This window comes from Nocardioides sp. CCNWLW216 (assembly GCF_037120545.1).
GTDB classification, from domain to species: domain Bacteria; phylum Actinomycetota; class Actinomycetes; order Propionibacteriales; family Nocardioidaceae; genus Nocardioides; species Nocardioides lianchengensis.
Genome location: NZ_JBBBBJ010000002.1, coordinates 550,569 through 576,614, shown reverse-complemented (window position 1 = coordinate 576,614; position 26,046 = coordinate 550,569). Strand labels below are relative to the sequence as shown.

General features: G+C 72.8%; 23 protein-coding genes. 12 read left to right on the top strand and 11 right to left on the bottom strand.

Translation table 11 applies throughout. The features are described from left to right. Position 1: 1 nt before the first annotated feature. Complete coding sequence (locus V7S47_RS07240) at positions 2 to 1,129, bottom strand: glutamate--cysteine ligase (protein ID WP_336560941.1); 1,128 nt, start codon at positions 1,127 to 1,129, stop codon at positions 2 to 4. 49 nt (positions 1,130 to 1,178) lie between these two features. Between V7S47_RS07240 and V7S47_RS07235 the strand changes: the two genes are divergently transcribed. Then, positions 1,179 to 2,543, top strand: a complete 1,365-nt coding sequence (locus tag V7S47_RS07235; RefSeq protein ID WP_336560940.1) for a threonine/serine ThrE exporter family protein — start codon at positions 1,179 to 1,181, stop codon at positions 2,541 to 2,543. Here the strand turns inward: V7S47_RS07235 and V7S47_RS07230 are convergent. Then, the gene (locus tag V7S47_RS07230; protein ID WP_336560939.1) at positions 2,530 to 3,021 is read right to left on the bottom strand and encodes a DUF402 domain-containing protein; all 492 of its coding nucleotides are present in this window, start codon (positions 3,019 to 3,021) and stop codon (positions 2,530 to 2,532) included. The genes V7S47_RS07235 and V7S47_RS07230 overlap by 14 nt on opposite strands. Before the next feature lie 67 nt (positions 3,022 to 3,088). Between V7S47_RS07230 and V7S47_RS07225 the strand changes: the two genes are divergently transcribed. Beyond that, a complete protein-coding gene (locus tag V7S47_RS07225) occupies positions 3,089 to 3,229 on the top strand; it encodes a hypothetical protein (RefSeq protein ID WP_170867191.1) in 141 nt (46 codons plus the stop codon). A 99-nt stretch (positions 3,230 to 3,328) separates the two neighbouring features. On the opposite strand, the gene V7S47_RS07220 is transcribed toward V7S47_RS07225, so the two are convergent. Further along, positions 3,329 to 4,174, bottom strand: a complete 846-nt coding sequence (locus tag V7S47_RS07220) for an SDR family NAD(P)-dependent oxidoreductase (protein WP_336560938.1) — start codon at positions 4,172 to 4,174, stop codon at positions 3,329 to 3,331. Beyond that, positions 4,171 to 5,700, bottom strand: a complete 1,530-nt coding sequence (locus V7S47_RS07215; protein ID WP_336560937.1) for a flavin-containing monooxygenase — start codon at positions 5,698 to 5,700, stop codon at positions 4,171 to 4,173. Before V7S47_RS07215 ends, V7S47_RS07220 begins: the two co-directional genes overlap by 4 nt. A gap of 43 nt (positions 5,701 to 5,743) precedes the next feature. Here V7S47_RS07215 and V7S47_RS07210 point away from each other — a divergent pair, with 43 nt between their 5' ends. Next, a complete protein-coding gene (locus V7S47_RS07210; RefSeq protein WP_336560936.1) occupies positions 5,744 to 6,355 on the top strand; it encodes a TetR/AcrR family transcriptional regulator in 612 nt (203 codons plus the stop codon). 66 nt (positions 6,356 to 6,421) lie between these two features. On the opposite strand, the gene rocD is transcribed toward V7S47_RS07210, so the two are convergent. Further along, a complete protein-coding gene (rocD, locus tag V7S47_RS07205) occupies positions 6,422 to 7,660 on the bottom strand; it encodes an ornithine--oxo-acid transaminase (RefSeq protein WP_336560935.1) in 1,239 nt (412 codons plus the stop codon). 161 nt (positions 7,661 to 7,821) lie between these two features. Between rocD and V7S47_RS07200 the strand changes: the two genes are divergently transcribed. Beyond that, positions 7,822 to 8,703: a M23 family metallopeptidase gene (locus tag V7S47_RS07200; RefSeq protein ID WP_336560934.1), complete on the top strand. Its 882-nt coding sequence runs from the start codon at positions 7,822 to 7,824 to the stop codon at positions 8,701 to 8,703. A gap of 4 nt (positions 8,704 to 8,707) precedes the next feature. Here the strand turns inward: V7S47_RS07200 and V7S47_RS07195 are convergent, their stop codons facing one another. The 3 genes from V7S47_RS07195 to V7S47_RS07185 all read right to left on the bottom strand — a co-directional run bounded on the left by V7S47_RS07195 (position 8,708) and on the right by V7S47_RS07185 (position 12,979). Further along, positions 8,708 to 10,768: a hypothetical protein gene (locus V7S47_RS07195; protein ID WP_336560933.1), complete on the bottom strand. Its 2,061-nt coding sequence runs from the start codon at positions 10,766 to 10,768 to the stop codon at positions 8,708 to 8,710. Positions 10,769 to 10,854: 86 nt separating this feature from the next. After that, positions 10,855 to 12,264 (bottom strand): sensor histidine kinase, encoded by a 1,410-nt coding sequence (locus V7S47_RS07190; RefSeq protein ID WP_336560932.1) that lies wholly within the window; start codon positions 12,262 to 12,264, stop codon positions 10,855 to 10,857. A 4-nt stretch (positions 12,265 to 12,268) separates the two neighbouring features. Next, positions 12,269 to 12,979 (bottom strand): response regulator transcription factor, encoded by a 711-nt coding sequence (locus V7S47_RS07185; protein WP_336561007.1) that lies wholly within the window; start codon positions 12,977 to 12,979, stop codon positions 12,269 to 12,271. 413 nt (positions 12,980 to 13,392) lie between these two features. On the opposite strand from V7S47_RS07185, the gene V7S47_RS07180 reads away from it, so the two are divergent. From V7S47_RS07180 to V7S47_RS07170, 3 genes are all read left to right on the top strand, one after another. Continuing rightward, positions 13,393 to 13,842 carry an HNH endonuclease signature motif containing protein gene (locus V7S47_RS07180; protein ID WP_336560931.1) on the top strand — a complete coding sequence of 150 codons (450 nt, stop codon included), beginning with the start codon at positions 13,393 to 13,395 and terminating at the stop codon, positions 13,840 to 13,842. A 74-nt stretch (positions 13,843 to 13,916) separates the two neighbouring features. Continuing rightward, positions 13,917 to 14,357 (top strand): MarR family winged helix-turn-helix transcriptional regulator, encoded by a 441-nt coding sequence (locus tag V7S47_RS07175; RefSeq protein ID WP_336560930.1) that lies wholly within the window; start codon positions 13,917 to 13,919, stop codon positions 14,355 to 14,357. Beyond that, positions 14,354 to 14,950, top strand: coding sequence for a hypothetical protein (locus V7S47_RS07170; RefSeq protein ID WP_336560929.1), 597 nt, complete (start codon positions 14,354 to 14,356; stop codon positions 14,948 to 14,950). Before V7S47_RS07175 ends, V7S47_RS07170 begins: the two co-directional genes overlap by 4 nt. Here the strand turns inward: V7S47_RS07170 and V7S47_RS07165 are convergent. Next, the gene (locus V7S47_RS07165) at positions 14,943 to 16,454 is read right to left on the bottom strand and encodes an FAD-dependent oxidoreductase (RefSeq protein WP_336560928.1); all 1,512 of its coding nucleotides are present in this window, start codon (positions 16,452 to 16,454) and stop codon (positions 14,943 to 14,945) included. The two genes, V7S47_RS07170 and V7S47_RS07165, sit on opposite strands and share 8 nt — an antisense overlap. A gap of 82 nt (positions 16,455 to 16,536) precedes the next feature. Between V7S47_RS07165 and hrpA the strand changes: the two genes are divergently transcribed. The 4 genes from hrpA (at position 16,537) to V7S47_RS07145 (ending at position 22,984) form a co-directional block, all read left to right on the top strand. Continuing rightward, the gene (gene hrpA, locus V7S47_RS07160) at positions 16,537 to 20,310 is read left to right on the top strand and encodes an ATP-dependent RNA helicase HrpA (protein WP_336560927.1); all 3,774 of its coding nucleotides are present in this window, start codon (positions 16,537 to 16,539) and stop codon (positions 20,308 to 20,310) included. A gap of 23 nt (positions 20,311 to 20,333) precedes the next feature. Beyond that, entirely contained in the window at positions 20,334 to 20,921 is a 588-nt protein-coding gene (locus tag V7S47_RS07155; protein ID WP_336560926.1) for a hypothetical protein, read from the top strand. A gap of 135 nt (positions 20,922 to 21,056) precedes the next feature. Continuing rightward, complete coding sequence (locus V7S47_RS07150) at positions 21,057 to 21,515, top strand: type II toxin-antitoxin system PemK/MazF family toxin (RefSeq protein WP_336560925.1); 459 nt, start codon at positions 21,057 to 21,059, stop codon at positions 21,513 to 21,515. A gap of 74 nt (positions 21,516 to 21,589) precedes the next feature. Then, positions 21,590 to 22,984, top strand: coding sequence for an ABC transporter substrate-binding protein (locus tag V7S47_RS07145; protein WP_336560924.1), 1,395 nt, complete (start codon positions 21,590 to 21,592; stop codon positions 22,982 to 22,984). Between the two features lie 6 nt (positions 22,985 to 22,990). Here the strand turns inward: V7S47_RS07145 and V7S47_RS07140 are convergent, their stop codons facing one another. Both V7S47_RS07140 and V7S47_RS07135 read right to left on the bottom strand, forming a co-directional pair. Next, on the bottom strand, positions 22,991 to 24,295 hold the full coding sequence (locus V7S47_RS07140) for an HRDC domain-containing protein (protein WP_336560923.1): 1,305 nt from the start codon (positions 24,293 to 24,295) through the stop codon (positions 22,991 to 22,993). Continuing rightward, positions 24,295 to 24,921, bottom strand: a complete 627-nt coding sequence (locus V7S47_RS07135) for a DUF3000 domain-containing protein (RefSeq protein WP_336560922.1) — start codon at positions 24,919 to 24,921, stop codon at positions 24,295 to 24,297. The genes V7S47_RS07140 and V7S47_RS07135 overlap by 1 nt, the downstream gene beginning before the upstream one ends. Before the next feature lie 32 nt (positions 24,922 to 24,953). On the opposite strand from V7S47_RS07135, the gene hemE reads away from it, so the two are divergent. Further along, on the top strand, positions 24,954 to 26,039 hold the full coding sequence (gene hemE, locus V7S47_RS07130; protein WP_442945332.1) for a uroporphyrinogen decarboxylase: 1,086 nt from the start codon (positions 24,954 to 24,956) through the stop codon (positions 26,037 to 26,039). The last annotated feature ends 7 nt before the right edge of the window (positions 26,040 to 26,046 follow it).

Here is a 26,046-nt window from a genome sequence, read left to right as displayed (position 1 = left end):
CTCAGAGGCTGGCGCGCAGCTCGCGCACCACCGAGTCGACGACCGCCACCAGGTCGCCGCCGGTGCGCGCGGCGACCGCGCGCTGGCGCTGGTACGACGCGCCGCGGCGCGGGATGTCGGCCACCGAGGCCAGCTCCGCCGAGCAGCCGAGCCGATCGGCGACCGGCTCCAGCCGGACGAGCAGCTCGGCCAGGTCGTCGGTGATCAGCCGCTCCTGTGACTGCGCGTCCAGGATGATGATGGCGTCGAGGCCGTAGCGGGCGGCCCGCCACTTGTTCTCCTGCACGTGCCACGGGGGCATGGTCGGCAGCGTCTCGCCGGCGGCCAGCCGGGTGTCGAGGTCGACGACCAGGCAGTGCACGAGCGCGACCAGGGCGGCCAGGTCGTCGATGCTGGAGACGCCGTCGCAGACCCGGTTCTCGATGGTGCCCAGGTGGGGCGCGGGGCGGACGTCCCAGCGGATCTCGGAGAGCTCGTCGATCACCCCGGTCGTCATCTGGTCGTGGGCGAACGACTCGAACTCGGCCCAGGTCTCGAACTGGAACGGCAGGCCCGCCGTCGGGAGCTGCTGGAACATCAGCGCCCGGTTGGAGGCGTAGCCGGTGTCGACGCCGGCCCACACGGGGGAGGAGGCGGAGAGGGCCTGCAGGTGGGGGTACCAGTTGAGCAGCGCCGACAGCACCGGCATCACCCGCGCGCGCTCGGGCAGCCCGACGTGGACGTGCACGCCCCAGATGAGCATCTGCCGGCCCCACCACTGGGTGCGGTTGATCAGCTCCTCGTAGCGGTGCCCCTCGCTGAGCTGCTGCCCGCTCCAGTCGGCGAACGGGTGGGTCCCGGCGCCGTACAGGTCGATGTCGAGCTCATCGCCGGCCGCGATCGCGGCGCCCAGCGTGGTGCGCAGGTCGGTCATCGCCTCGTCGACGGTGTGGCAGACCCCGGTGACCAGCTCGATGGTGTTCTTCAACAGCTCCTTGTGGAGTCGCTCGGGCTCGGCGAGTCGCGGTTTGGCCCGCGCGAAGAGGTGGCTGGCGTCGTTGCGGAGGTCACGGCTGCGGCGGTCGACGAGCGCGAGCTCCCACTCCACGCCGAGCGTGGGCTCGGGTGATCCCCTGAAGTCGATCCGCACGGTCCCCAGCCTTCCACAGTGGTCAGGGTGGTCTGGCACCATCGCGGCCATGGCGCAGATCAGGGGAGACGTGCGGGAGGTCAACCTCGGGCTCGACTTCTGTCTCCGGATCGGCGAGCTGCTGCTCGCCTCGGGCGCCGGAGCGGCCGACGTGACGGCGACCATGCAGACCGTGGCCTACCACCTGGGCCTGCGCGACGCCGACATCGACGTCACCTTCACCTCGCTGTCGATGAGCTGGCAGCGGGACCCCGAGGAGGTGCCGCTGCTGGCCACCCGCCAGGTGCGGCAGCGGGTGATCGACTACGAGCACCTCACCCGCGTCGACCACCTGGTCCGGGCGGTGCTGCGCGACGAGGTGACGCTGAAGGAGGCCCGCGCCTCGCTGGCCCGGATCGTCTCCTCGGGCCACGACCGGCCGCGCTGGGCGATCACCCTCGCGTGGGGTCTGATGTGCGCGGGCGTGGCGATCCAGCTGGGCGGTGGGCCGGTGGTGGTCGCGCTGGCGTTCGTCGCCTCGGCGCTCATCGACCGGCTGCAGCTGGCGATCTCGCGGCGCCGGATCCCGACCTTCTACCAGCAGGTCGCCGGCGGCGGGGTGGCGACGCTGATCGCCCTCGCGGCCGCGGCGACCCCGCTCGACGTGGACGTCTCCCTGGTCGTCACCGCCAACATCATCATGCTGCTGGCCGGCATCGGGTTCATGGGCGCGCTCCAGGACGCCCTCACCGGCTTCTACATCACCGCCACCGCGCGACTCACCGAGGCGATCCTGGCGACCGCCGGCATCATCGGCGGGGTCAGCGGCGGTCTCAGCCTCGCGGGCGCCCTCGGCGTCGAGATCCCGCAGCTCGACCCCGGCCGCGGCGACCTCCAGAGCGCGACCATGCTGGCCTTCGGGTCGGCCCTCTGCGCGGGCGCGTTCGCCTACGCGTCGTACGCCCCTCGTCGGATCCTGCTGCCGATCGCGATCGTCGCGGCGGTCGCGATCGGGATCTCGCAGTCCGTGGAGTTCCCCGGCATCGGCCGCACCTGGTCGGTCGCGATGGCCGCGCTCTTCGTCGGCCTGGTCAGCTACACGGTGGCGGGCCGGATGCGGGTGCCTCCGCTGGTCGTCGTGGTGTCGGCGGTGGTGCCGATGCTGCCGGGCCTGTCGATCTACCGCGGCCTGACCCTGCTGGCCGAGGGTGGCGCTTACACCTCCGCCGGCCTGCTGGCGATGGTCACCGCGGCATCGGTCGCGATCGCGCTCTCCTCCGGCGTGATCCTCGGCGAGTACGTCGCCCAGCCGCTCAAGCGCGAGGCCCGCAAGGTCGAGTCGCGGCTCGCCGGCCCGCGCCTGGTCGGACCGGTGCGGACCATGACCGGCCGGTCGAGCCGCCGGTCGAGGCGCCGGTCGGTCAGCGAGGGCTGAGCCCGGCGACCTGCCGGAGCCACGCCTGCGGCGTCGCGAGGTCGAACGGCGGCTGCTGGCGTCGTACGGCGTCCCGCACGGCGTCGCGGCTCGCCTCGGCGATCATCACGATCTCGGGCGGGTAGCCCAGCGAGACCTGGTGCTCGGCGAACTCGTCCTCGTCGTCCACCCACACCATCGTGTCGGAGCCGCGGATGACGTCGAGGTCGAGGTCGACGGCGCGCAGCGTCGCCCCGTCCCAGTACGGCGGCGTGGTCATGTCGACGTAGACGGTGCACCAGATCCCGGGCGCGTTGAACGTCGCGCACCACGGGCTGCCGCGCGGCGCGAGGGTGACCGAGTCGACCTCGGAGTCGAACTGCGCCCCCGGGCGGGCGTGGTGGGTGCCGGCCGGGACGCCGATCCAGTCGCCGTGCTCGTCCGCGCCCAGGAAGGTCGCGTCGAGCTCCCAGTGCGGGCGGTCGCCCCACTTGCTCATCGCGATGCGAACGGGATCACCCGGTTGAGGAGGCACGGGCTTCTTTCTACCGGGTACAAGTGTGGGCATGAGCATCATGCGCAAGGTCGCTGCCCTCGGAATCGCCAAGAAGGTCTACGACGAGGCCCGCAAGCCCCAGAACCAGGCCCGCATCAAGGCGGGCGTCGCCAAGGTCCAGGCGGCCCGCGCCAAGCGGCAGCCGCGCTGAGCGGCGTCCCCAGAACAGCGCAATTGCGCCAGCGACGGGCGGGTACGTCGGCTACCCGCCCGTCACCAGCGCAATTGCGCCGGTTGGGGGCCGGCCCCCTCAGACGATCTTGGCCTTCTCCGGCATGACCCGCGTGGACACCCGCGCGACCACGTCCTGGTAGCGCGAGCCCAGCACCCGGCCGAACTGGTGCAGCAGATGCGCGTCGAGACCGACGAGCACGCGGGCCTTGCCGCCCAGGATGCCCTGCTCGACGATGATCGAGGCCGCCTTCTCGGGCGTCATCCGGGCCAGCTTCTTGTCGAAGAGCTGGGCGGTCTTGGCCTGGTCCTCCTTCGCGGAGACCCGGGCGTTGCGGGCGATCGCGGTCTTGATGCCGCCCGGGTGCACGGCAGTGACGCCGACGGGGTGGCCGGCGGCCAGCATCTCGATGCGGATCGCCTCGGTCATGCCGCGGACGGCGTACTTGGTCGCGTTGTAGATGCTCTGGCCGGGCATCGCCACCAGGCCGAAGAGGGACGACAGGTTGACCAGGTGGCCGTCGCCGGAGGCGATCAGGTGCGGCAGGAACTCCTTCGTGCCGTTCAGCACGCCGGTCAGGTTGATGCCGATGATCCAGTCGATGTCGTCGTACGCCAGGTCGGTGAAGTCGCCCGCGAGCGCGACGCCGGCGTTGTTGACCACCACGTTGACCCGGCCGAACTGCTCGGCCACCGCAGCGGCGTACGACGCCATCGCGGCCCGGTCGGCGACGTCGAGCGTGTCGGCCCGCACCTCGCGGGCGCCGGCGGCCTTGACCAGGTCGACGGTCTCGACCAGGCCGGGCTCGTGGACGTCCGAGATCGCCAGCAGTGCGCCGCGTCCGGCGGCGTCCAGGGCCAGGGCCCGGCCGATGCCGGATCCGGCGCCGGTGATCACAACGACCTTGCCGTCGAGGGTCCTCATGCGGTCACGTCCTCACGTGTCGGGGTGCGGGTGGGGGTCGGGGTGCAGGTGTAGGCGGCCTCGTCGAACGAGGCCAGCTGCGCGCGCATGGTGAAGGTCGCGCGCGGCCAGAGCGTGGTGTTGCGCCCGTGCTTGTCCTGGTACCAGCTGGAGCAGCCACCGGTGCTCCAGACGGTCCGGGACATGCGCTTCTGGAGCCGGTCGTTCCACCGGTCCGTGGCGGACTCGGTCGGCTCGACCGCGGCGTACCGCTTCTCCCGCATCGCGCGTACGGCGGCCCGCAGGTAGGCGACCTGGGACTCGATGACGAAGACCATCGAGGAGTGGCCGAGCCCGGTGTTCGGCCCGACGACGAAGAACAGGTTGGGGAAGCCCGGGACGGTCGCGCCCTTGTACGCCGACATGCCGCGCTCGTCCCACACCTCCGCGATCGTCCGGCCCGTCCGGCCCGTGACCTGGGCGGCGATCGGCAGGTCGGTGGTGTGGAACCCGGTCGCCACGACGATCGCGTCGACGGGCCTCTCAGTGCCGTCGGTGGTGACCACCGCGTCGGCGGTGACCTTCGCGATGCCGTCGGTGACCAGCTCGGCGTTGTCGGCGGCGAGCGCGGGGTAGTAGGTGTTCGAGATCAGCACCCGCTTGCAACCGAGCTCGAAGGTCGGCGTGACCCGCGCGCGCAGGGCCGGATCCTTGATGCCGCGGCGGATGTTGGCCAGCGCCAATTGCTTGGCGGGCCAGGCGATCTTGGGCTGGACCGTGAAGGCCGGGACGTAGCTCTCGCGGGCGAGGTAGATGCCGGTGCGGTAGGCCCGCTGCAGGCCGGGGACCGAGCGCAGGGCGGCGCGCTCGAGCGAGGAGTAGCGGCGGTCGGCGCGCGGGATGATCCACGGCGCGGTGCGCTGGTAGACGTCGAGGTGGCCGACCGTCCGCTGCAGCTCCGGGACGATCTGGATCGCCGACGCGCCGGTGCCGATCACGGCGACCCGCTTGCCGGTCAGGTCGGCGGAGTGGTCCCAGCGCGCCGAGTGGAAGATCTCGCCGCCGAACCCGTCGAGGCCGTCGATGTCGGGCAGCTTCGGCTCGGAGAGGGCACCCGCGCCGAGCACGAGCGTGCGGGAGCGGACCTCGCCGGCGACCGTCCCGGACAGCACGGTCACCCACTCGCGGGCGTCGTCGTCCCAGCGGGCGTCCTCGAGACGGGTCCCGAAGGCGAACCGGTCCAGCACGCCGGCCTCGCGGGCGACCCGCTGCAGGTAGGCCTGGATCTCCGGCTGCTGGGAGAAGGACGTCGTCCAGTCGGGGTTGGGCGCGAACGAGAACGAGTAGAGCTGGCTCGGGACGTCGCACGCCGCGCCCGGGTAGGTGTTGTCGCGCCAGGTGCCGCCGACGTCGTCGGCCTTCTCGACCACGAGGAAGTCGGTCTCGCCGTCCTCCTGCAGCTTGATCGCGGTGCAGAGGCCGGCGAACCCGGCACCCACGACGAGGTGCTCGACGCGGGCGGGCGCGTTCCGGGGAGGGAGGGACATGCATTTGACCGTACCTCCTATTGAACGACTGTCAATAGATAGGATGGTCGGCGTGACCCAGTCCGCACGCACCCGGCTCAGCCCGGCCGAACGCCGTGAGCAGCTGCTCGACCTCGGCGTGCGCCTGCTGGCGACCCGGTCGCTCGACGAGCTGAGCATCGACCTGCTGGCCGAGGAGGCCGGCATCTCGCGCGGGCTGCTCTACCACTACTTCGGGAGCAAGCACGACTTCCGCGAGGCCGTCGTACGACGGGCCGCCGACGACCTGATCGCCCAGACCGCACCGCCGGTCGACGGCGAGCCGGAGGAGCGGCTCCTGGTCTCGATGGCCGCCTACCTCGACTACGTCGTGGCCAACTACGAGGGCTACCTCTCGCTGGTGAAGGGGGCGGCCAGCGGCAACGCCGCCCTGCGGGCGATCTACGAGGAGGCGCGGGCCGCGCTCACCGACCGAATCTTCCGTGAGGACGCGGGCAACCAGATCCTGCCCGACACGCCGGCGGTCCGGCTGGTCGTGCGGGGGTGGTCGGCCATGACCGAGGAGCTGGTCCTGACCTGGAAGGTCGAGCCGAACGGCGTCACCCGCGAGGAGCTGATCGGCATCCTCGCCGGCAGCCTCCGCCCCCTCGTCGAGGCCACCCTCCTCCAGCCCTGACGTGGGGCCGAGTCAGCACTAGTAGTGCTGACTCGGCCCGCAACTGATGCTGACTCGGCGAGGGGCTCAGTCGCCGCGGACGACCGCGGCGAGCTGGTCGAGGCCCCAGACGAGGTCCTCCTCGGAGACGACCAGCGGGGGAGCGAGGCGGATGGTCGAGCCGTGGGTGTCCTTGGCCAGGACACCGCGGGCCATCAGCCTCTCGCAGACCGCGCGGCCGGTCCCCACCTGCGGGTCGATGTCGACGCCGGCCCACAGACCGCGGGTGCGTACGGCGAGCACACCGTGGCCGATCATCGCCTCGAGGCGCTCGCGGAGGACGACGCCGAGCTCGGCCGCGCGGGTCTGGGGCTCGTCGGTCGCCAGCATGCCGACCACGGCGGTGCCGACCGCGCAGGCGAGCGGGTTGCCGCCGAAGGTCGAGCCGTGCTGGCCCGGACGCAGCACACCGAGGATCTCGCGGTTCGCCACGACCGCGGAGACCGGCACGATGCCGCCGCCGAGGGCCTTGCCGAGCAGGTAGAGGTCCGGGACGACGTCCTCGTGGTCGCAGGCGAAGGTCTTGCCGGTGCGACCCAGGCCGGCCTGGATCTCGTCGGCCGCGAACAGCACGTCGCGCTGCGTGCACAGCTCGCGCAGGCCGCGCAGGAAGCCGTCCGGCGGAATCACCACGCCGCCCTCGCCCTGGATCGGCTCGATGATGATGCCCGCGGTGTTCTCGGTGATCGCCGCCTCGACCGCGGCGAGGTCGCCGTACGGGACCATGACGAAGCCGGGCGCGAACGGACCGAAGTTGTCGCGGGCGTCGGGGTCGTCGGAGAAGCCGACGATGGTGGTGGTGCGACCGTGGAAGTTGCCGGCCGCAACGATGATCTCGGCCTGGTCGGGGGCGATGCCCTTGACCTCGTAGCCCCACTTGCGGATGACCTTGATCGCGGTCTCGACGGCCTCGGCGCCGGTGTTCATCGGCAGGACGAGGTCCTTGCCGCACAGGTCGCCGAGCGCGGCGCAGAAGTCGGCGAACTGGTCGTGCACGAACGCCCGGCTGGTCAGCGTCAGCTTGTCGAGCTGGGCGTGCGCCGCCTGCAGCAGGACCGGGTGGCTGTGGCCGAAGTTCAGGGCGGAGTAGCCCGAGAGCAGGTCGAGGAAGCGGGTGCCGTCGACGTCGGTCATCCAGGCGCCGGCGGCGTGCTCCACGACCACCGGCAGCGGGTGGTAGTTGTGCGCCGTGCGCGACTCCGCGCGCTGGAACAGCTCGGTGCTCGACTCGTGCTGCGTGCTCGTCGTGCTCGTCGTGGTGGCCATGGCCGTCATCGTTTCGCCTCCTCGGATCATTCACCAGGATTGTCTGACAATCTGGGGTCCAGGCTAACGAAGATGACGTCGGATCACGAACCTGCGAAGTGGTCAGGTCCGGCGTGAGCGCGCCGAAGGGCCCCACGTGACCCCTGTTCAGGAAGCGCTCCGTGTCCGCTGACGCCCCGTGGTGGACCTCCGGTCTGGTCGGCAGCGCCCTCGGCGTGGCGGCTCTCGTCGTCGTCGGTACGGCGACCGCCCAGGTCGCCGTACCGCTGCTCGAGCAGCCCGCGGCCGAGCGTCCCGCCGATGCCCTGGTCGACGACGTCGAGCCGGCAGCCGCACCCGCCTACCCGCGCTCGGCGTCGTACGAGCCGCCCGCCCCGGCTGAGTCGGCCTCCGCGGCGCCGGCACCGGCCGCACCGTCGTCGTCCGCCCCGGCCTCGCCGGCGCCCGCTGCTCCGGTCGCCGCGGCTCCGTCGGTCGCTCCGGTCACCACCGCGGCCCAGGCCCGGAAGGCCGCCCGCAAGGCCGCCCGCAAGGCCGCCCGCAAGGCCGAGCGGCGTGCCCAGCTGCGCCGCGAGCGCCGGGCGGCCCGCGAGCTCGCCGCGCTGGCGCGGGAGACCATGAAGGACTGGGGCCCGGTCTCAGCGACCTGGGTGCTCCCGGTGGCGTCGTACCGCCGGCTGTCGAGCCACTACGGCGAGACCGGCCCGCACTGGGAGTCGATCCACACCGGCCAGGACTTCTCCGCGCCCACCGGCACCGACGTGCGCGCGGCCACGGCCGGCATCGTCACCTTCGCGGGCCGACAGGGGCCCTACGGCAACAAGGTCGAGATCACCCACCCCGACGGCACCGTCACCTGGTACGCCCACCTCTCCCGTATCGACGTCACCGCGACCGACGCCGTGACCACCGGCCAGGTCGTCGGCCTCGTCGGCTCGACCGGCAACTCCACCGGACCGCACCTGCACTTCGAGGTGCACCCCGACGGCGGTGACGCCGTCGACCCGGTGGCGGTGCTGAAGGAGCACGGCGTCAGTCTCTGAGTGCCTACTCCGCCCAGAACCCGTCGACCACCACCCGCCCGCCAGATCCATGGAGCCGGATCGTGCGGTGGGTACGGCGGGGGGACCACCGGAGGGAAACCATCCGCGGCCGGGGTGAGTCCAGGCGGTAGCGATGGGTGCGCTCGCCGTCGACGACACGAAGCTCGCCGCAGGTCGGACAGGTGAGCACCCGGAGGTGCCACGAACGGGCCTTCCCGCGGGTGATCTTGCGGGCGGTGGCCGTGCTCCCGGTGACGAGCTCGGTGGCCGATCCACGGTGGAACAGGCTGCCGGTGACGCGGCGACCGCCCGCGATGCCGCGCGCGTCGTCGGTCAGCACCGTCGTGCAGGTGCGGGCCGGCCAGTGCTGGACCACGCCGGTCCCGACTGCCTGCACGCCGAGGCAGATCCGCGTGCCCGCGCGCAGGCGGATCCTGCGCTGGCCGTGGCCGGGAGAGACCGGGATCCGCTGCTGAACGGTGCGCGAGCGCTCCGTGGTCTCTACGACCAGCCACTGGCGCTGCAACGGGAGCTTGGTGGCCACCCGCCATCGCACCGTGGAGCGTCCGGGCATGCTCTCCGGCCGCGGCTTGCGAACCCAGCGGGCCCGACTCCGCGTGACGGTGGTCCACGCGTGCCGGAATGTCGTCACGTTCCCGGCCAGGTCGACGATGGTGGCGGTCATCTCGTGCCGGCCGGGGCGGACGGAGGGTGGGCCTGAGCACGTGATGCCCGGCCAGTTCTGCTGGAACTCGCGGCGCCGGCCGTCGAAGTGGCAGGTACTCCGGGTCGAGTCGATCCCACCGGCGTCCTGGAACTCCAGCACTACGGTCTGCCAGTCCTCGAGCAGGCCGCCGGGATTCTGCTGGACAGTCATCCGGGCGGGCGTTCGGTCGATGAACCAGTAGGAGAAGTAGCCGTGATCCCGGTGGACCAGCCGGTCGCCGTACACCGCGGCGGGCAGGATCGTCGGACAGGACGGCTCGCAGCCGGCCTCGGTGTCGGTGGGCTCGAAGGGCAGCGGCCAGCGCCAGACGCCGTCCGGGTCGAGCGAGAAGAGTCGCCCGCCCTCGACCTGGACGGCGTACGTCGAACCGAGGTGGGCGAGCACGACCTCGGCGCCGACGCCGTCGGGAAAGGTGCTGGGTGCGGTCGGGACGGTCACCGGCGAGCCGGGGGCGCCCACCAGGGCGCTCAGCAGGACCGGTGCGGAGCCGGAGGTGCTCCGCAGCCACGCGACCCGGACTGACGAGCCGTCCGTCCCGACGGCGGCCGGACGTCGTACGGCGCCCGGCGTGGCCTCCAGGGCATCGAGATTCACGGGGGCGTCGAACGTCGCACCCCGGTCGTCGCTGACGAGTGCCGAACCGGCTTCGTCGGCGTCACCCAGGACCATCGCCAGGGTGGAGCCCTCCGCCGCCAGGCTCACCACGGGCACACCGCCCTCGGCGTCGAGCCCGGCGAGCGCGAGCAGGTCGAGCGGTGCCTCCCAGGTCTGGCCGCGGTCCGGACTGCGGAGGAGGAGGGCGGAGCGGGCGCCGTCCGCGCTGCCCTGGACCACGGCGACGAAGACGTGGTCGCCGGACGCAGCGAGGTCGAGGCGACGCGTCGTCGCGCCGTCGGTCGACGGGACGGACGGGGAGGGCCGGTCGACCGCGGTGGTGGCGGCCACGGCGACCGTCTCGACCCGTACCTGCACCGCCGCGCCGTTCGTGAGCGCGGTGGCCGCCACGACGTAGTCACCGCTGCCGCTGGCGGCCGAGGCCGACTGCGGCCCCGGCGACCAGTCGACGGGAGCGCCGGGGAAGCGGGTGCGTGCGCCGTACCGCTGGGAGTGGACGATCCCGGCGTGGAGGTGGAAGACGCCGTTCTGGCTGAGCTCCACGGTCGGGAAGGGGGCCGGGGTCGGCACCGTGCCCGTCTCGTAGCGCCCGCGGTTCAGTCGTTCCTGGGCAGGTCCGGGATCGGCGGCCACGGCAGCGACCTGGGCCGTCGACGGGCTCGCGGCCAGCAGGCCGGCCACCAGGGCGGCGAGGGTCATCAGGACGGTGAGGACACGGCGCAACGAGAGCTCCCAGGGGGCGGCCGTGGGTCGGCCGGGGTGCGCACAGGCTGCCAGGTTCTCGATGCCCACGGGGGCACTTCGCCGGATCAGCCCAGCTGTACGGCGATCCGCGTGTCCCCGGGCGTGCTCGTCAGCGAGACGGTGCCGCCGTGGGCGCTGACGATCGCCTGCACGAGGGCGAGGCCGAGACCCGCTCCGCCCTCTCGATGGCGAGAGGCGTCGCCGCGCGCGAAGCGCTCGAAGGCGTGGTCGACCAGCTCCGGCGCGAAGCCGGGCCCGTCGTCGTGCACCGCGAAGCCGCCCGGACGGGCGCTGACGGTGACCGTGGTGCCCTCGGGGGTGTACTTGCGGGCGTTGGTCAGCAGGTTGGTCACCACCTGGTGCAGCCGCTGCTCGTCGCCCACGACCTCGACCTCCTCCTCGGGAAGGTCCAGGCGCCAATGGTGGCCGGGGGAGAGCACTCGGGCGTCGGAGACCGCCTCCAGCAGCAGTCGGGTCAGGTCGACGGGCTCGCGCTCGAGCGGCCGGCCGGCGTCCAGTCGGGCGAGCAGCAGCAGGTCCTCGACCAGCGCCGTCATCCGCCGCGACTCCTCCTCGACCTTGCCGAGCGCCATCGTGCTGGCCTCGGTGTCACCGGGCCGGCGGCGGGCCAGCTCGGTGTAGCCGGCGATCGTCGCGAGCGGCGTGCGCAGCTCGTGGGAGGCGTCGGCGACGAACTGCCGCACCTGCATCTCGCTGCGATGCCGGGCCGAGAGGGAGTCCTCGACGTGGGCGAGCAGCGTGTTCAGCGCCGACCCGACCTGGCCGACCTCGGTCCGCTCGTCGGTCAGGTGGGCGGGCACTCGCTCGGACAGGTCGATCTCGCCCTCCGCCAGCGGCAGCTCGGCGACGGTGTGGGCGGTCGCCGCGACCTCGCGCAGTGGCCGCAGCTGGCGTCGTACGACGACCAGGCCGGCGCCGAGGGCGAGTACGACGCCGAGGGTGGTCAGCAATGCCTCGACCTGGATCAGCGACGAGACGGTGTCGTCGACCTCGGAGGTGGGGAGCCCGTTGAGCTGGGTGATCCCGTCGGCGTTGGTGGCGGCCGCCACCCGGTAGTTGCCGAGCCCGGGGAGCTCCACCGCGTGCGCCTGGCCGTCGGCCGGAATGTCGTCGAGGGCATCGAGGACGGCGTCGGAGAGTGGGCTCGGAGACGGGTCGTCGGTGACGACGCCCCCGCTGAGCTCGCCGGTCACGTCGTTGGCGAACAGTGAGCCGTTGGTCTGTCGGGGACCCCGGCCGATCGGGGGATCCCTGCGGTCCGAGGGGTTGAACCGGGTCGGGTCGACCAGGGCCACCCGGTTGCTGGCGTTCTCGATCTCATCGTCGAGTTGGGAGAAGAGGTAGGAGCGCATGGCCACCGTGGTGGCCGCCCCGATCAGCAGCGACACCAAGGCAACCAGCGCGACCGCGGTGACGACCAACCGCGACGTCAGCGACCGGGGTCGGGTCAGCACGAGCTCAGGCCGCCGGCTTCAGCACGTAGCCGGCGCCGCGCATGGTGTGGATCATCGGGTCGCGGCCGGCGTCGATCTTCTTGCGCAGGTAGGAGATGTAGAGCTCGACGACGTTGGCCTGGCCGCCGAAGTCGTAGTTCCAGACCCGGTCGAGGATCTGCGCCTTGCTCAACACCCGCTTGGGGTTGCGCATCAGGAACCGCAGCAGCTCGAACTCGGTCGCCGTCAGCGAGATCTCCTGCCCGGCGCGGAAGACCTCGTGGCTGTCCTCGTCCAGAGTCAGGTCGCCGACGCTGAGCACCGACGACTCGGCCGCCTGCTGGGCGCCGGCCCGGCGCATCAGGCCGCGCAGCCGGGCGACCAGCTCCTCCAGCGAGAACGGCTTGGTCACGTAGTCGTCACCGCCCGCCGTCAGGCCGGCGACCCGGTCCTCGACCGCGTCCTTGGCGGTCAGGAACACCACCGGCAGGCCCGGGTCCAGCCCACGCATCCGGCGCAGCACCTCGAGGCCGTCGAAGTCAGGCAGCATCATGTCCAGCACCACCGCGTCGGGCTGCGTCTCCTTCGCCGCGGCCACCGCCTTCGTGCCGGTGTGGGCCGTCGTCACCTGCCAGCCCTCGTAGCGCAGCGCCATCGAGATGAGCTCGGCGATGTTGACCTCGTCGTCGACGACGAGCACGCGCAGCGGGGATCCATCGGGTCGGGTCAGCTCCATGCCGGACACGATGGCGAGGCTACCTGTGGGATTCCTGTGACGGCTCTGTGCTGATCTCAGGACTCGCACAGCGCCCCAACAGCCCCGGTACGGCGTCCTCTGCGTTCCCGGTGGTCCCGCCGGTGCTCGACCCCGTCGAGACCCCTGCAGCCCTCACTCCGTCCTCGTTCGAGCAGGTCGCCCTCCGGTGGTCGAGCAGTGAAGGACGAAGTCCTGAACGCCCGTCGAGACCCCCGCAGCCAACAAGCGACCGCCGGTAGGTCGACCCCTGCCGCCGGTCCCTGTCGCAGGTGGTCGAGCAGTGAAGGACGAAGTCCTGAACGCCCGTCTAGACCCCCCTCGCCCGCCGCCAGCTCGCCCTCGACCTGAATGCCGAGCCCGACCCGGACCGCCAACGCCCCCGTCAGGTCGTCGTGCACGTCCACCTCGCCGACGCCGCGATCGCCCGCGTCGAGAACACCCGGTCGATGATCTCCGTCGAGCAGGTCAAGAGCTGGTGCCAGGACAGCGACAGCCAGGTCGTCATCAAGCCCCTCATCGACCTGGCCGGTCACGTCCACGTGGACGCCTACGAGGTCCCGGACAGGTTGAAGGAACGCCAGGCCCTGCTCCAGCACTCCTGCGTGTTCCCGTGGTGCCGACGGCGAGCGAGGTCCTGCGACCACGACCACAGCGACCCAGCCGCCCACGGCGGTCCGACCTACGACTGCAACATCGCCCCCCTGTGCCGACGACATCACCGCGCCAAGACCCACACGCGCTGGCGCTACGACAAGGTCGACGACACGACGTTCGTCTGGCGCAGCCCCGACGGACTGACCTTCACGCGCGACCACACCGGCACCACCACCCCGCAGCCCTGACCGAGATCCTTCGGCAGGGCCACGGGCGCGCGTGCTTTTAGTGGCAACATCTCATGGTGAAGTAGGCTCACGATATGGCCAGTGCTCAGACCGCTGCCCTCGACCTCGTCCTTGAGCTCACCGTGCTGCTCGGCGACGACATGCGCCGCGGCCTGGGGGAGCTCGGGCTCACCGAGACCAAGGCGCACCTCGTCTTCGCCGTCCAGCACGCCGGGCCGACCACCCAGCGGGTCCTGGCCGACGCGCTGGGGGTGACGCCGCGGACGGTCACCACCCTGGTCGACGAGCTCGGCGCTGCGGGGGTGGTCACGCGGGAGTCGCACCCGACCGACCGGCGGGCGACGCTCGTGACGCTGACCGAGGACGGGGCGGCCCTGGGCGCCGGGCTGGTGGCCGGGCAGCGGGAGCTCGCCGGCCGACTCTTCGCCGGCCTCGACGAGGACCTGCCCGCCTTCACGCGGGTCCTCGGCGAGGTCGTGGCCCGGCTCCGCGCGCTGACGGAGGGGTCGGCATGAGGCGGGTCCGGGACCTCGTGGTGCTGGTCGTCCGCCTCGAGCTCCAGATGTACGGCGGCCTGCTCCGACTCGTCCGCCGTCGGCCCGACGTACCGCCGGGGACGATGCCCGTCCGCTACGTCGGCGCCGTCGCGGCGCTGCTCTGGGGCATCACGATCGTCTCGGCGGTCGAGCTCGTGGTCCTGCACCTGATCATCCCGTGGCACGCCGTGCGGCTGGCCGCCGACGTCGTGGGGATCTGGGGCCTGGCCTGGTGCCTCGGTATGACCGCGTGTCACTACGTCTACCCGCACCTGCTCGACGACGCCGGCCTCCGCCTGCGGACGGCGAAGCGCATGCCCGCGGTCGAGGTGCCCTGGTCGCAGGTCGCCGCCGTCGTCGTCGCCGAGAAGGGGCGTGAGTCGTCGCGCAGCGTCCAGGTCGAGGACGGCGTCCTGCACGTCGTCGTCGGCAGTCGCACCAACGTCACGCTCCGGCTTGTCGCGCCGCTGGTGGTCGAGGTCCACGGGACGTCGTACGACGTCGCCGAGGTGCGCTTCTTCGCCGACGAGCCGCGCGAGGTCGTCGCGGCGATCCGTGAACGGGTCAGCTGAGCAGGTCCCGCACGGCCAGCGAGGCGAAGACCATCGCGCTGCCGAGCGGCGCGCCGGGGCCGGGGTAGACGCCGCCGAAGACCGAGGCCGCCGAGTTGGCCGAGGCGTAGAGGCCCGCGATGGCCGACCCGTCGGGGCGCAGCACCCGGCCGGCGGCGTCGGTCACCAGGCCGCCCTTGGTGCCGAGGTCGGAGAGCACGAACCGGGCGGCGTAGTACGGCGCCTGGTCGCACGGCACCAGCGCGGTGCCCGGTCCGCCGGTGAAGAAGGTGTCGTACTCGTCCTCCCCGCGCCCGAAGTCCTCGTCGACGCCGTCGGCGCAGAGCTTGTTGAACCGCTCGACCGACGCGACGAGGTCGGCGGCGGGCAGCCCGGTCGCGGCGGCCAGGTCCTCGAGGGTGTCGGCCCGGACCCACGTCCCGGCGGCCAGGTGCTCGGCCGGGTCGCCCTCGGGCATCGCGATCGCCGGCAGCCGGCCGCCCTCGCGGGAGTCGAAGACGAACCACGACGGGATCCGCTCCGGCGCCTCGGCCATCAGGCGTCCGAACCGGTCGTAGGGCAGGCACTCGTTGCCGTAGCGGTGCCCGTGGCCGTCCACCATCAGGCCGCTGCGGAAGCCGAGCGTGAACGATCCGCCGCCGTCCGGCTGCTCCAGCCCGGGGCAGAACCACCCGACCCCGCTGAAGTCCCCGGCCGCGCCGAGGGCCAGCCCGGCCTCGATCGGCTCGCCGGTGTTCGTGTCGCGCGGCGCCATCGTCCACGCCACCTTTCCAGGTACGGCGTGGGCCGCGCGCAGGGCCGCGTTCCCCTCGAACCCACCGGCCGCGACGAGCACGCCCCGCGAGGCGTGCAGGACGACCGGCCCCTCCGGGGTCATGGCGGCCACGCCGACGACCCGGTCGCCGGAGTCGTCCAGCACGAAGCCGGTGACCGGCAGGTTGGTGCGCAGCTCGCCCCCGGCCTCGACGTACAGCACCGCGAGGCGGGCGATCAGCGCCTGCCCGCCGCTGAGCGTGTTGCGTCCGCCCTCGCCGGCGCGGTCGCGCTCGACCGGCGGCCGCACCAGCGCCGCGACCTCGGCCGGCAGCTCGCCGCGCTTGATGCTGACCGGCTGGATCGAGCGCCCCATGGCGACCCGGCCGGGCGCGTCGTAGTACTCCGCGAACGGCAGCCACTCGAATGGCAGGCCGGCCTCCTCCAGGGCCGTGACCAGCTCGGGGGAGTGGGCGAGGAAGGCCTCGACCTTGGCGGCGTCGGGCGACTCGAGGATCGCGCCCAGGTAGGCGCGGGCGCCCTCGGTCGAGTCGCCGATCCCGGCCCGCTGCTGCACGGCGCTGCCCGGGAGCCAGCAGGCGCCTCCCGAGTACGCCGAGGTGCCGCCGATCAGGTCGGTCTTCTCGACGACGACCGTGCGCAGGCCCGCCCGGGCCGCGAGCAGCGCCCCGGTCATCGCCCCGCCGCCGGACCCGACCACGACCACGTCGTACTGCTGCGTCTCGCTCACCCGCTGAATCTAGAACAGGTTCTAGTCAAGCGGAACCCGGGAGGGCGAAACCGCTGGCGTGGCCTGGGATGATGGTCGGGCTGTGAAGATCACCTACCCGTCCGAGCTGCCGGTCAGCCAGCGTCGCGACGACATCGCCGAGGCCATCCGGGACCACCAGGTCGTGATCGTGGCCGGTGAGACCGGCTCCGGCAAGACCACCCAGCTGCCGAAGATCTGCCTCGAGCTCGGTCGCGGCGAGAAGGCACTGATCGGCCACACCCAGCCGCGCCGGATCGCCGCGCGGTCGGTCGCCGAGCGGATCGCCAGCGAGCTCGGCACCGAGCTGGGTGGCGCCGACGGGGTGGTCGGCTACCAGGTCCGCTTCACCGACCGCACGTCGCGGGCGACCCGGGTCAAGCTGATGACCGACGGCATCCTGCTGGCCGAGCTCCAGCGCGACCGGGACCTGAAGAAGTACGACACGATCATCATCGACGAGGCCCACGAGCGCAGCCTCAACATCGACTTCCTGCTCGGCTACCTGAAGCGGCTGCTACCCCGGCGTCCCGACCTGAAGCTGATCATCACCAGTGCGACCATCGACGTCGACCGGTTCGCGCAGCACTTCGACGCCCCCGTCGTCGAGGTCTCCGGGCGCACCTACCCCGTCGAGGTCCGCTACCGGCCGCTGATGGAGCTGCCCGATGAGGACGACGAGGGGGAGGCCGTCGTCCGCGACCAGACCGAGGCGATCGTCGAGGCGGTCAAGGAGCTGGCGCAGGAGGGGCCGGGCGACGTGCTCGTCTTCCTGCCCGGCGAGCGCGAGATCCGCGACACCGCCGAGGCGCTCAGCGACCTGCCGCGCACCGAGATCCTGCCGCTCTACTCCCGCCTCTCCGCCGCCGAGCAGCACCGTGTCTTCTCCTCCCACGGCAACGCCACCCGCCGGGTCGTGCTGTCCACCAACGTCGCCGAGACGTCGCTGACCGTCCCTGGCATCCGGTACGTCGTCGACACCGGCGTGGCCCGCATCTCGCGCTACTCGCTGCGCACCAAGGTCCAGCGGCTGCCCATCGAGCCGATCAGCCAGGCCTCGGCCAACCAGCGTTCCGGCCGCTGCGGCCGCGTGGAGGCCGGCATCGCGATCCGGCTCTACTCCGAGGAGGACTTCGAGGGCCGCCCGGAGTTCACCGACCCCGAGATCCTGCGCACCAACCTGGCCAGCGTCATCCTGCAGATGGCCTCGCTCGGCCTCGGCGACCTGGGTCGGTTCCCGTTCGTCGAACCGCCCGACAAGCGCAACGTGCAGTCCGGCGTCCAGCTGCTCGAGGAGCTCGGCGCGCTCCGGGAGGGCCGGCTGTCGAAGCTCGGCCGGCGGCTGGCTCGCCTGCCGATCGACCCGCGGCTGGCGCGGATGATCCTGGAGGCCGAGCGGCTCGGCTGCGTCCGCGAGGTCATCGTGATCGCGGCCGCGCTGTCGCTGCAGGACCCGCGCGAACGGCCCGAGGAGCAGCGCGCCCAGGCCGACCAGCTGCACGCCCGGTTCAAGCACGAGACCAGCGACTTCCTCACCCTGCTCAACCTGTGGCGGCACCTGAAGGAGCAGCAGCGCGAGCTCTCCGGCAGCGCGTTCCGCCGGATGTGCAAGGCCGAGTTCCTCAACTACCTGCGGGTCCGGGAGTGGCAGGACTTCGAGTCCCAGCTCCGCCAGGTCTGCAAGGAGATGGGTCTCGACACACCCCGCTCGTCCCTCGCGGGGCACTCGACCACCGAAGGCGGCGCGGCGTACGACGCGGACGGCATCCACCAGGCCCTGCTGTCCGGCCTGCTCAGCCACATCGGCCTCCTGGAGGAGGTCGACAAGGGCAAGGGCAGCCCCCGCGGTCGCCGCCCGATGCGCGAGTACCTCGGCGCCCGCGGCGCGCGGTTCGCGATCTTCCCGGGCAGCGGTCTGGCCCGGAAGAACCCGCAGTTCCTGATGGCCGGCGAGCTCGTCGAGACCAGCCGGCTCTGGGCCCGCCAGAACGCCGCGATCAAGCCCGAGTGGGCCGAGAGGCTCGCCGGCGACCTGGTCAAGCGCACCTACAGCGAGCCGCACTGGTCCAAGAAGCGCGCGTCCGTGATGGCCCACGAGCGGGCCACGCTGTACGGCGTACCGCTGATCGCCGACCGGCTGATCTCCTACGGCCGGGTCGACCGCGAGCTGTCGCGCGAGCTGTTCATCCGGCACGCCCTCGTCTACGGGGAGTGGCACACCCGCCACCGGTTCCTGGCCGAGAACCAGCGGCTCCTCGAGGAGGCCGCCGAGCTGGAGCACCGCGCCCGGCGCCGCGACATCGTGGTCGACGAGCACACCCTGTTCGACTTCTACGACGCCCGCGTCGGTCGCGAGGTCGTCAGCGGCGCCCACTTCGACCAGTGGTGGAAGCAGACCCGGCGCGAGCAGCCCGACCTGCTCACCTTCGACCCCGCGATGCTGACCCACGACACGGTCGAGGAGGTCGCCGCGGGCGACTACCCGCAGCAGTGGGAGGCCGAGGGCCTGACCTTCCCGATCAGCTACCACTTCGAGCCGGGCGCGGCCGAGGACGGGCTGACCATCGACGTCCCCGTCGCGACCCTCAACCGGGTCGAGGCCGACGACTTCTCCTGGAACGTCCCGGGCCTGCGGCACGAGCTGGTCACCGGGCTGATCCGCAGCCTCCCCAAGAACCTCCGGGTGAGCTTCGTGCCCGCGCCCGACAAGGCACGAGAGTTCCTCGCGAGCGTCCCGGCGGGGGAGGAGCCGCTGCTGGACGCCCTGGAGCGCTGGTGCCGCTCGACCGCCGGTGTCGTCGTCCCGCGCGGGGCCTGGGACTGGACCAAGATGCCCGAGCACCTGCGGCCGACGTACCGCGTGGTCGACGACAGCGGGCGCGAGCAGGCCCGGGGCAAGGACCTCGAGGCGCTCAAGGAGCCGCTGCGCCCGAAGTTCGCGCAGGCCATGGCCGAGGTCGCCACCCAGAGCGGGCTCGCCCGCACCGGCGAGACCACCTGGGCCTTCGGCACCGTCGAGCGCTCGTTCACCCAGAAGCGGGCCGGCCACGAGGTGCAGGCCCACCCGGCGCTGGTCGACGAGGGCACCACGGTCGGGCTGCAGGTCTTCGGCTCCGCCGAGGAGCAGGAGGCGCGGCACCGGCTCGGCGTCCGGCGACTGCTGCTCCTGGAGACCCGCTCGCCGGTCAAGGCGATCCTCGACGGACTCTCCAACACCGAGAAGCTCGGGCTCGCGGGGTCGCCGTACCCGACGGTCGCCGAGCTGCTCGAGGACTGCCGGTCCGCGGTGGTCGGCGCGGTCGTCGACGCCCGCCCGGCCGTCCGCGACGAGCAGGCGTACGCCGCCCTCCGCGCCGAGGCGGCCCGGGACCAGGAGGCCGCGCTGCGCGGGCTGCTGGCCGACGTGATCCGGGTGCTGGACGCGTGGCGACAGGCCGAGAAGGCACTCAGCGGGCGGGCGGAGATGCACCAGCTGCCGGCGCTGTCGGACATGAAGGCCCAGCTGGCCCGCCTGGTCCACCGGGGCTTCGTGGGGGAGGCCGGGCCGACCCAGCTGCGGCGGTACCCGACGTACCTCGCGGCGCTCCAGCAACGTCGCGCGCGGCTCGACGACGGCGGCCAGGCGGCCGCCCGCGACCGGCAGCTGGCCGATCGGGTCGGGGACCTGCAGGAGGCCTACCTCCACCAGCTCGCGGCCCTCCCCGAGGGCCGCCCGCCGGGCGAGCGGCTGCGACAGGTGCGGTGGATGCTGGAGGAGTACCGCGTCTCGCTGTGGGCCCAGCAGCTCGGCACCCCGGCGCCGGTCAGCGACCAGCGGATCCGCAAGGCGCTCGGCTGACGGTGGCGTCGTAGCCTGACCGCATGTCCGAGCGCCGCCACCACCGCCCGATGAAGCCGGGTGACCGGTACTTCGACGACCTGGTCGGCGGCACCGACCCGGCACTGGTCAGCGAGGCCGCCGACCGGGCCGCGACCCTGCTGGTGCGCGGGGCCCGGGCGAGCGGTGACGACGCGGTCGCGGAGCGGCTGCTGCACCTCGCCGAGACCGAGGGCATCGAGACCATCGCCGAGGTCTGGGCCGGGTCGCCGGCCGACTCGCTGGCCGGGTGCCTGTGGCGGCTCTTCGTCCTCCGGTCGTGGGTGTACGCCGACCCGGTGGCCGCCGCGCGGGAGTTCGAGGAGGGCCGCAGTCGGGCCCAGGTGGCGCGGGTGGTGGCCGGCGTGGCCGACCCGCCCGGGCCCGAGCAGCTGAAGGCCATGGTCGACCAGGTGCTGCGGGGCATCGTCGAGGGCGACTTCGCCGACGTCCTGTTCCGCGGGGCGGCCTTCGCCCGGGTCGTGGCCGCCGGCCGGGCGAGCGGCGACGACGGCGACCTGCGCCGGATGCTGCTGGTCTCGGAGCAGCTGGAGGCCGCGGGCCACCTCGAGCTCGAGCACCGACTCTCTTAGATCCGCCTGGCCCCGGCCGTTAGACTCAAGGAGAGCACGTCGGGCCGTGGCAGCCCCGGGTCCCAAAATAAGCCGCTACGAGCGGCCACGCGCCGTGAGGCGCTCCCGGTCCGGCGTGTTCTCTAGTCTCGGGGCATGCGTCGCCTCCTCGCCCGTCTCCTGCCCAGCCGTCGGCCCGCCTCGACGTCGGTCCGCCGGCCCGCCGCCGACCGGGGCGACCAGCTCGGCTACGACCCCCGACCTGACGGGAACCCCGACCCCGGCGAGGTCGTGTGGGCCTGGGTCGCCTACGAGGACGACCCGCGCCAGGGCAAGGACCGTCCGGTGGTGGTCATCGGTCGGCGCGGGGACCGCCTGCTCGGCCTGATGCTCACCAGCAAGGATCACGACCGTGACGCGGCCGACGAGGCCCGCTACGGCCGGCACTGGATGGACGTCGGGTCCGGTGGCTGGGACCGGCAGCGGCGCCCGAGCGAGGTCCGCCTGGACCGGCTCCTGGTGCTGGAGCCGGCCGCGGTGCGCCGCGAGGGCGCGGCCCTCGACCGTGCGGTCTTCGACAGCGTGATCAACGCCGCTCTCCCGTTCCTCGGTTGAGGAGCGCAACCGTTGGCGCTCGGTCGGTAGGGTGTGCCCGGCGTGAGTGGACGGGTGTGACGGAGAGGGTGCGGGTGACTGCGAGGCGTGTACGACGGGTCCTGGCGGCCGGCCTGGCCCTGGGGGTCGCCCTCGGGCTGGCCGCGTGCGACACGGAGTCCGGCCCCGACGTCGGCCCGTCGCCGGCCCCCACCACCGCCGCGGTCGAGAAGAGCCGGCTGACCTTCGGGGTCTGGGGCAGCGAGGCCGAGGTCGCGTCGTACCAGGAGATGGTCGACGCCTACAACGCCACCTCCGAGCTGACCCAGGTCAAGGTCCTGGCCTACCCCGACAACACGGCCCTGGAGGCCGCGGTCCGCGCCGGCGGACGCAAGGCTCCCGACGTCTTCCTCGCCGACCGCGACGACCTGGTCTGGCTGCGCGACGAGGACCTCAACGTCCCCGTCGACGAGATGCTGGACGAGCGGGGCGTCGAGTTCGGCGACCAGTACTCCCGCGCCGCGCTCGAGGCCTTCTCGGACGACCGCCGGCTGCAGTGCATGCCCTACTCCATCTCGCCGATGGTGATCTTCTACAACACCCGGCTCGTCAACTTCGAGCGGATGGCCGCGCGCGGCCTGAACGTGCCGTCGTCGGCCGAGAACGCCCGCTGGTCGTTCGACCAGTTCGAGGAGGCGGCCCGCTTCGCCGCCCGACGCCCCCGCAACAAGGGCGTCCACGTCGACCCGACCGCTCACAGCCTCGCGCCGTTCCTCTACTCCGGGGGCGGGAAGCTCTTCGACGACGAGGAGGAGCCCACCTCGTTCGCGTTCTCCGACGAGAGCTCGCGCGAGGCGCTGACCCGCACGCTGGAGGTGCTGCGCGACCCGACGGTCACCCTCTCCGACCAGCAGCTGGCGCGTCGTACGCCGCTGGAGTGGTTCGAGCGGGGCCGGCTCGGCATGATCGAGGGCTACCGCTCGATGGTGCCCGAGCTCCGCGAGGTCGAGGGCCTGGACTTCGACGTGATGCCGATGCCGACGCTCGACTCGCCCGCCACGATCGGCGAGATCACCGGCGCCTGCATCGGGAGCGGCGGCGACAACGTGCCGGCGGCCGCCGACTTCCTGGTCTATGCGCTCTCGACCGACGCGGTCCGCACGGTCGCCCGGTCGGGCTACATCGTGCCGGTCAACCAGGCGGTCGCCCTGACCGACGACTTCCTCCAGCCCGACCGCCAGCCCGAGCACGCCGCGGTCTTCACCTCGAGCGTCGGCGACCTGCAGGTCCTCCCGCGCCTCGACGTGTGGCCGGCCCTCGACCAGTCCGTCGCGCCGCTGCTCGACGAGATGTTCACCGTCCCGGTCCTCGACGACCTCGACGACCTCACGGGCCGCATCGACGAGGCCTCCCGGACGGTGCTGGACCCGGAGGAGCCCGAGGAGTCCGACGGCACCGAGAGCCCGGCCGACCCGGAGTCGACGGACTAGTCGGCGCTAGTCCGACTCGACCTCGGCCGGGGCGGCAGGCGGCTCTTCGTCGCCACGCAGGATCGCGTCGACGATCACGGGACCGGTCAGGTCGACCTGCCAGCGTCGGGCGCCGAGCATGGTGAGCGCGGCGTCGACCTCCGTGGCGAGCTGCTCGGGGTCGCGGCTGCTCGGCGGCGTCCAGAGCGTACGGCGCAGGAAGTCGGGGGTGAGCAGGTTCTCGACCGGCAGGTGGTGCTGCTCGGCCAGGGCGGCCATCGCCTCGCGCGCGATCACCAGGCGGCGGGCGGCGACGGGGTCCTTCTCCGCCCAGGCGCGCGGCAGCGGCGGGCCGTCGCCCCGCGGCGAGCGGGTCGGCAGATCGCGCTCCTCGAGCTCGGCCACCTTGCGCAGCGCGGCGATCCACTTCGACGAGTAGCGCTCGGCACCGCGGCCGTGGAAGCCCTTGGTGGCCAGCAGCGCGGCCCGGTCCTCGGGCAGCGCCTGCGCGGCGGCGACGATCGCGGCGTCGGGGATGATCCGGCCGGGCGTCACGTCGCGCTGCTCGGCGAGCTCGTCGCGGGTGGTCCACAGCTCGCGGACGGCGCCGAGCCCGCGGCGGCCGCGGACCCGGTGCATGCCGGAGGTACGACGCCACGCGTCGACGCGCGGGGTCGGCTCGAAGAAGCGCAGGTGGTCGAACTCCTGGCGCGCCCACTCCGCCTTGCCGGCCTCGTCGAGCTCGCGGCCGAGGGCCTCGCGCAGCTCGGCGAGCACCTCGACGTCGAGCGCGGCGTACTCGAGCCAGGGTCCGGGCAGCGGCCGGGTCGACCAGTCGACCGCCGAGTGCTCCTTCTTCATCCGGAAGCCGAGCACCGTCTCCACCAGCGTGGCCAGCCCGACCCGCGGGTGGCCGAGCAGCCGGCCGGCGAGCTCGGTGTCGAAGAGGGCGTCGGGGTGCAGGCCGATCTCGGCCAGGCAGGGGAGGTCCTGGGTGGCGGCGTGCAGGATCCACTCGGTGCCGGCCAGAGCCTCCTGCAGCGGGGCCATGTCGAGCCCGATCGGGTCGACCAGGGCGGTGCCGGCGCCCTCGCGGCGCAGCTGCACGAGGTAGGCGCGGTTGGAGTAGCGGTAGCCGGACGCGCGCTCGGCGTCGATCGCGACCGGGCCGCTGCCGGCGGCGAGCAGCCGGCAGTAGTCGGCCAGCGCGGGCGGCGTGTCGATGACGGGCGGCAGGCCGTCCCGCAGGGTCAGCAGCGGTGCCGGCTCGGCCTCGGGCTCCACCGGGGCCTCGGGACCGGGCTCCGGTGTGGGGTCGACGGGGTCGGTCATCAGCGGGTCGAGCCCCGCTGCCCCCGCCGGCTCGGCATCACGGCGACCCCTTCGGGCACCGGCGGCAGACCGACGGCGGTGCACAGCAGCTCGCCCCAGGCCTCGACGTGCGGGGCCAGGTCGAGCGGAGCGTCGCCGACGGCGACCGGCGTCCAGGAGGCGCGGATCTCGATCTGGGCGGTGCCGTCCTCGTCGGACATCCCGCCGAAGCTCTCGGTCGCGACCCGGGTGACCGTCCCGGAGACGGCGGCGTACGACGCCCCGTGGCCGGTGAGCGCGTCGGTGAGCCAGGACCAGCCCACGTCGGCGAGCATCGGGTCGGTGATCAGGTCGACCTCGATCTCGGCGCGCGCGTAGGCCACGCACCGGAACGTGCCGTCCCAGGCGTCGTTGCCGGCGGGGTCGTGGAGCAGGATCAGCCGGCCGGTGCCGAGGTCGGTGTCGTCGACGGTGACGTCGGCCGACAGCGCTGCGGCGTGCGGGGCGATCCGCTGCGGTGCCGGCATCTCCTCGCAGAGCACCTCGGGCCGCAGCCGGGCGGCCTGCATGGTGCTCACGGCGGCGCGGAACTCCGGGGGGCTGCCTGCCGCACCCGTGTCCGGGTGCGTCTCCTGACGCACGACCATGGCTCCACAGTAGGTCCGCCTCGCTCGAACCGATGTGCGAACACGCCGGGACAGGTGTCACCCTTGCGGTCGTGAGCACCGATCAGCCCCACCCCGACCTCGCCGCGAGCGCCTTCCTGAAGGCGGCCCGGGGGGAGCCGGTGCCCCACACGCCGGTCTGGTTCATGCGCCAGGCGGGCCGCTCGCTGCCCGAGTACCTCAAGCTCCGCGAGGGCGTCGGGATGCTCGAGTCCTGCATGGACCCGTCGCTCGTCGTGGAGATCACGATGCAGCCCGTGCGGCGCTACGGCGTCGACGCCGCCATCTTCTTCTCCGACATCGTGCTGCCGCTGAAGGCGGTCGGCGTCGACCTCGACATCAAGCCCGGCATCGGCCCGGTCGTGGCCGACCCGGTGCGCACCCTGGCCGACGTCGAGGCGATCCCGGACCTCACGCCCGAGCACGTCCCGTTCATCACCGAGGCGGTCCGCGGCCTGGTGGGCGAGCTCGGCGGCACGCCGCTCATCGGCTTCGCGGGCGCGCCGTTCACCGTGGCGTCGTACCTCGTCGAGGGCGGGCCGTCCAAGGAGCACGCCAAGACCAAGGCGATGATGTTTGGCGCCCCCGACGTGTGGGACGCGCTGATGCGCAAGATCGCCGGCATCGCGGCGACGTACCTCGAGGTCCAGGTCGCGGCCGGCGCCTCCGCCGTCCAGCTCTTCGACTCGTGGGCCGGGGCGCTGACGCCCGGCGACTACCGCGAGCACGTGATGCCGCACTCCGCCCGGGTGCTGGAGCGGGCCGGCGCGCTGGGCGTCCCGCGCATCCACTTCGGGGTCGGCACCAGCAACCTGCTCGGCCTGATGGGCGAGGCGGGCGCCGACGTCGTGGGCGTCGACTGGCGCACCCCGCTGGCCTCCGCGATCCCGCAGGTCGGCGATCGCGGCGTGCAGGGCAACCTCGACCCGACCCTGGTCTTCGCCCCGACCGAGGTGATGACCGCCCGCGCCGCCGAGGTCATCGAGGCCGGCCGCGCGGCGAAGGGGCACATCTTCAACCTCGGGCACGGCGTGATCCCGTCCACCGACCCCGACCAGCTCGCGCGGCTGACGGAGTTCGTGCAGACCTACGAGGGCTGAGCGGGTC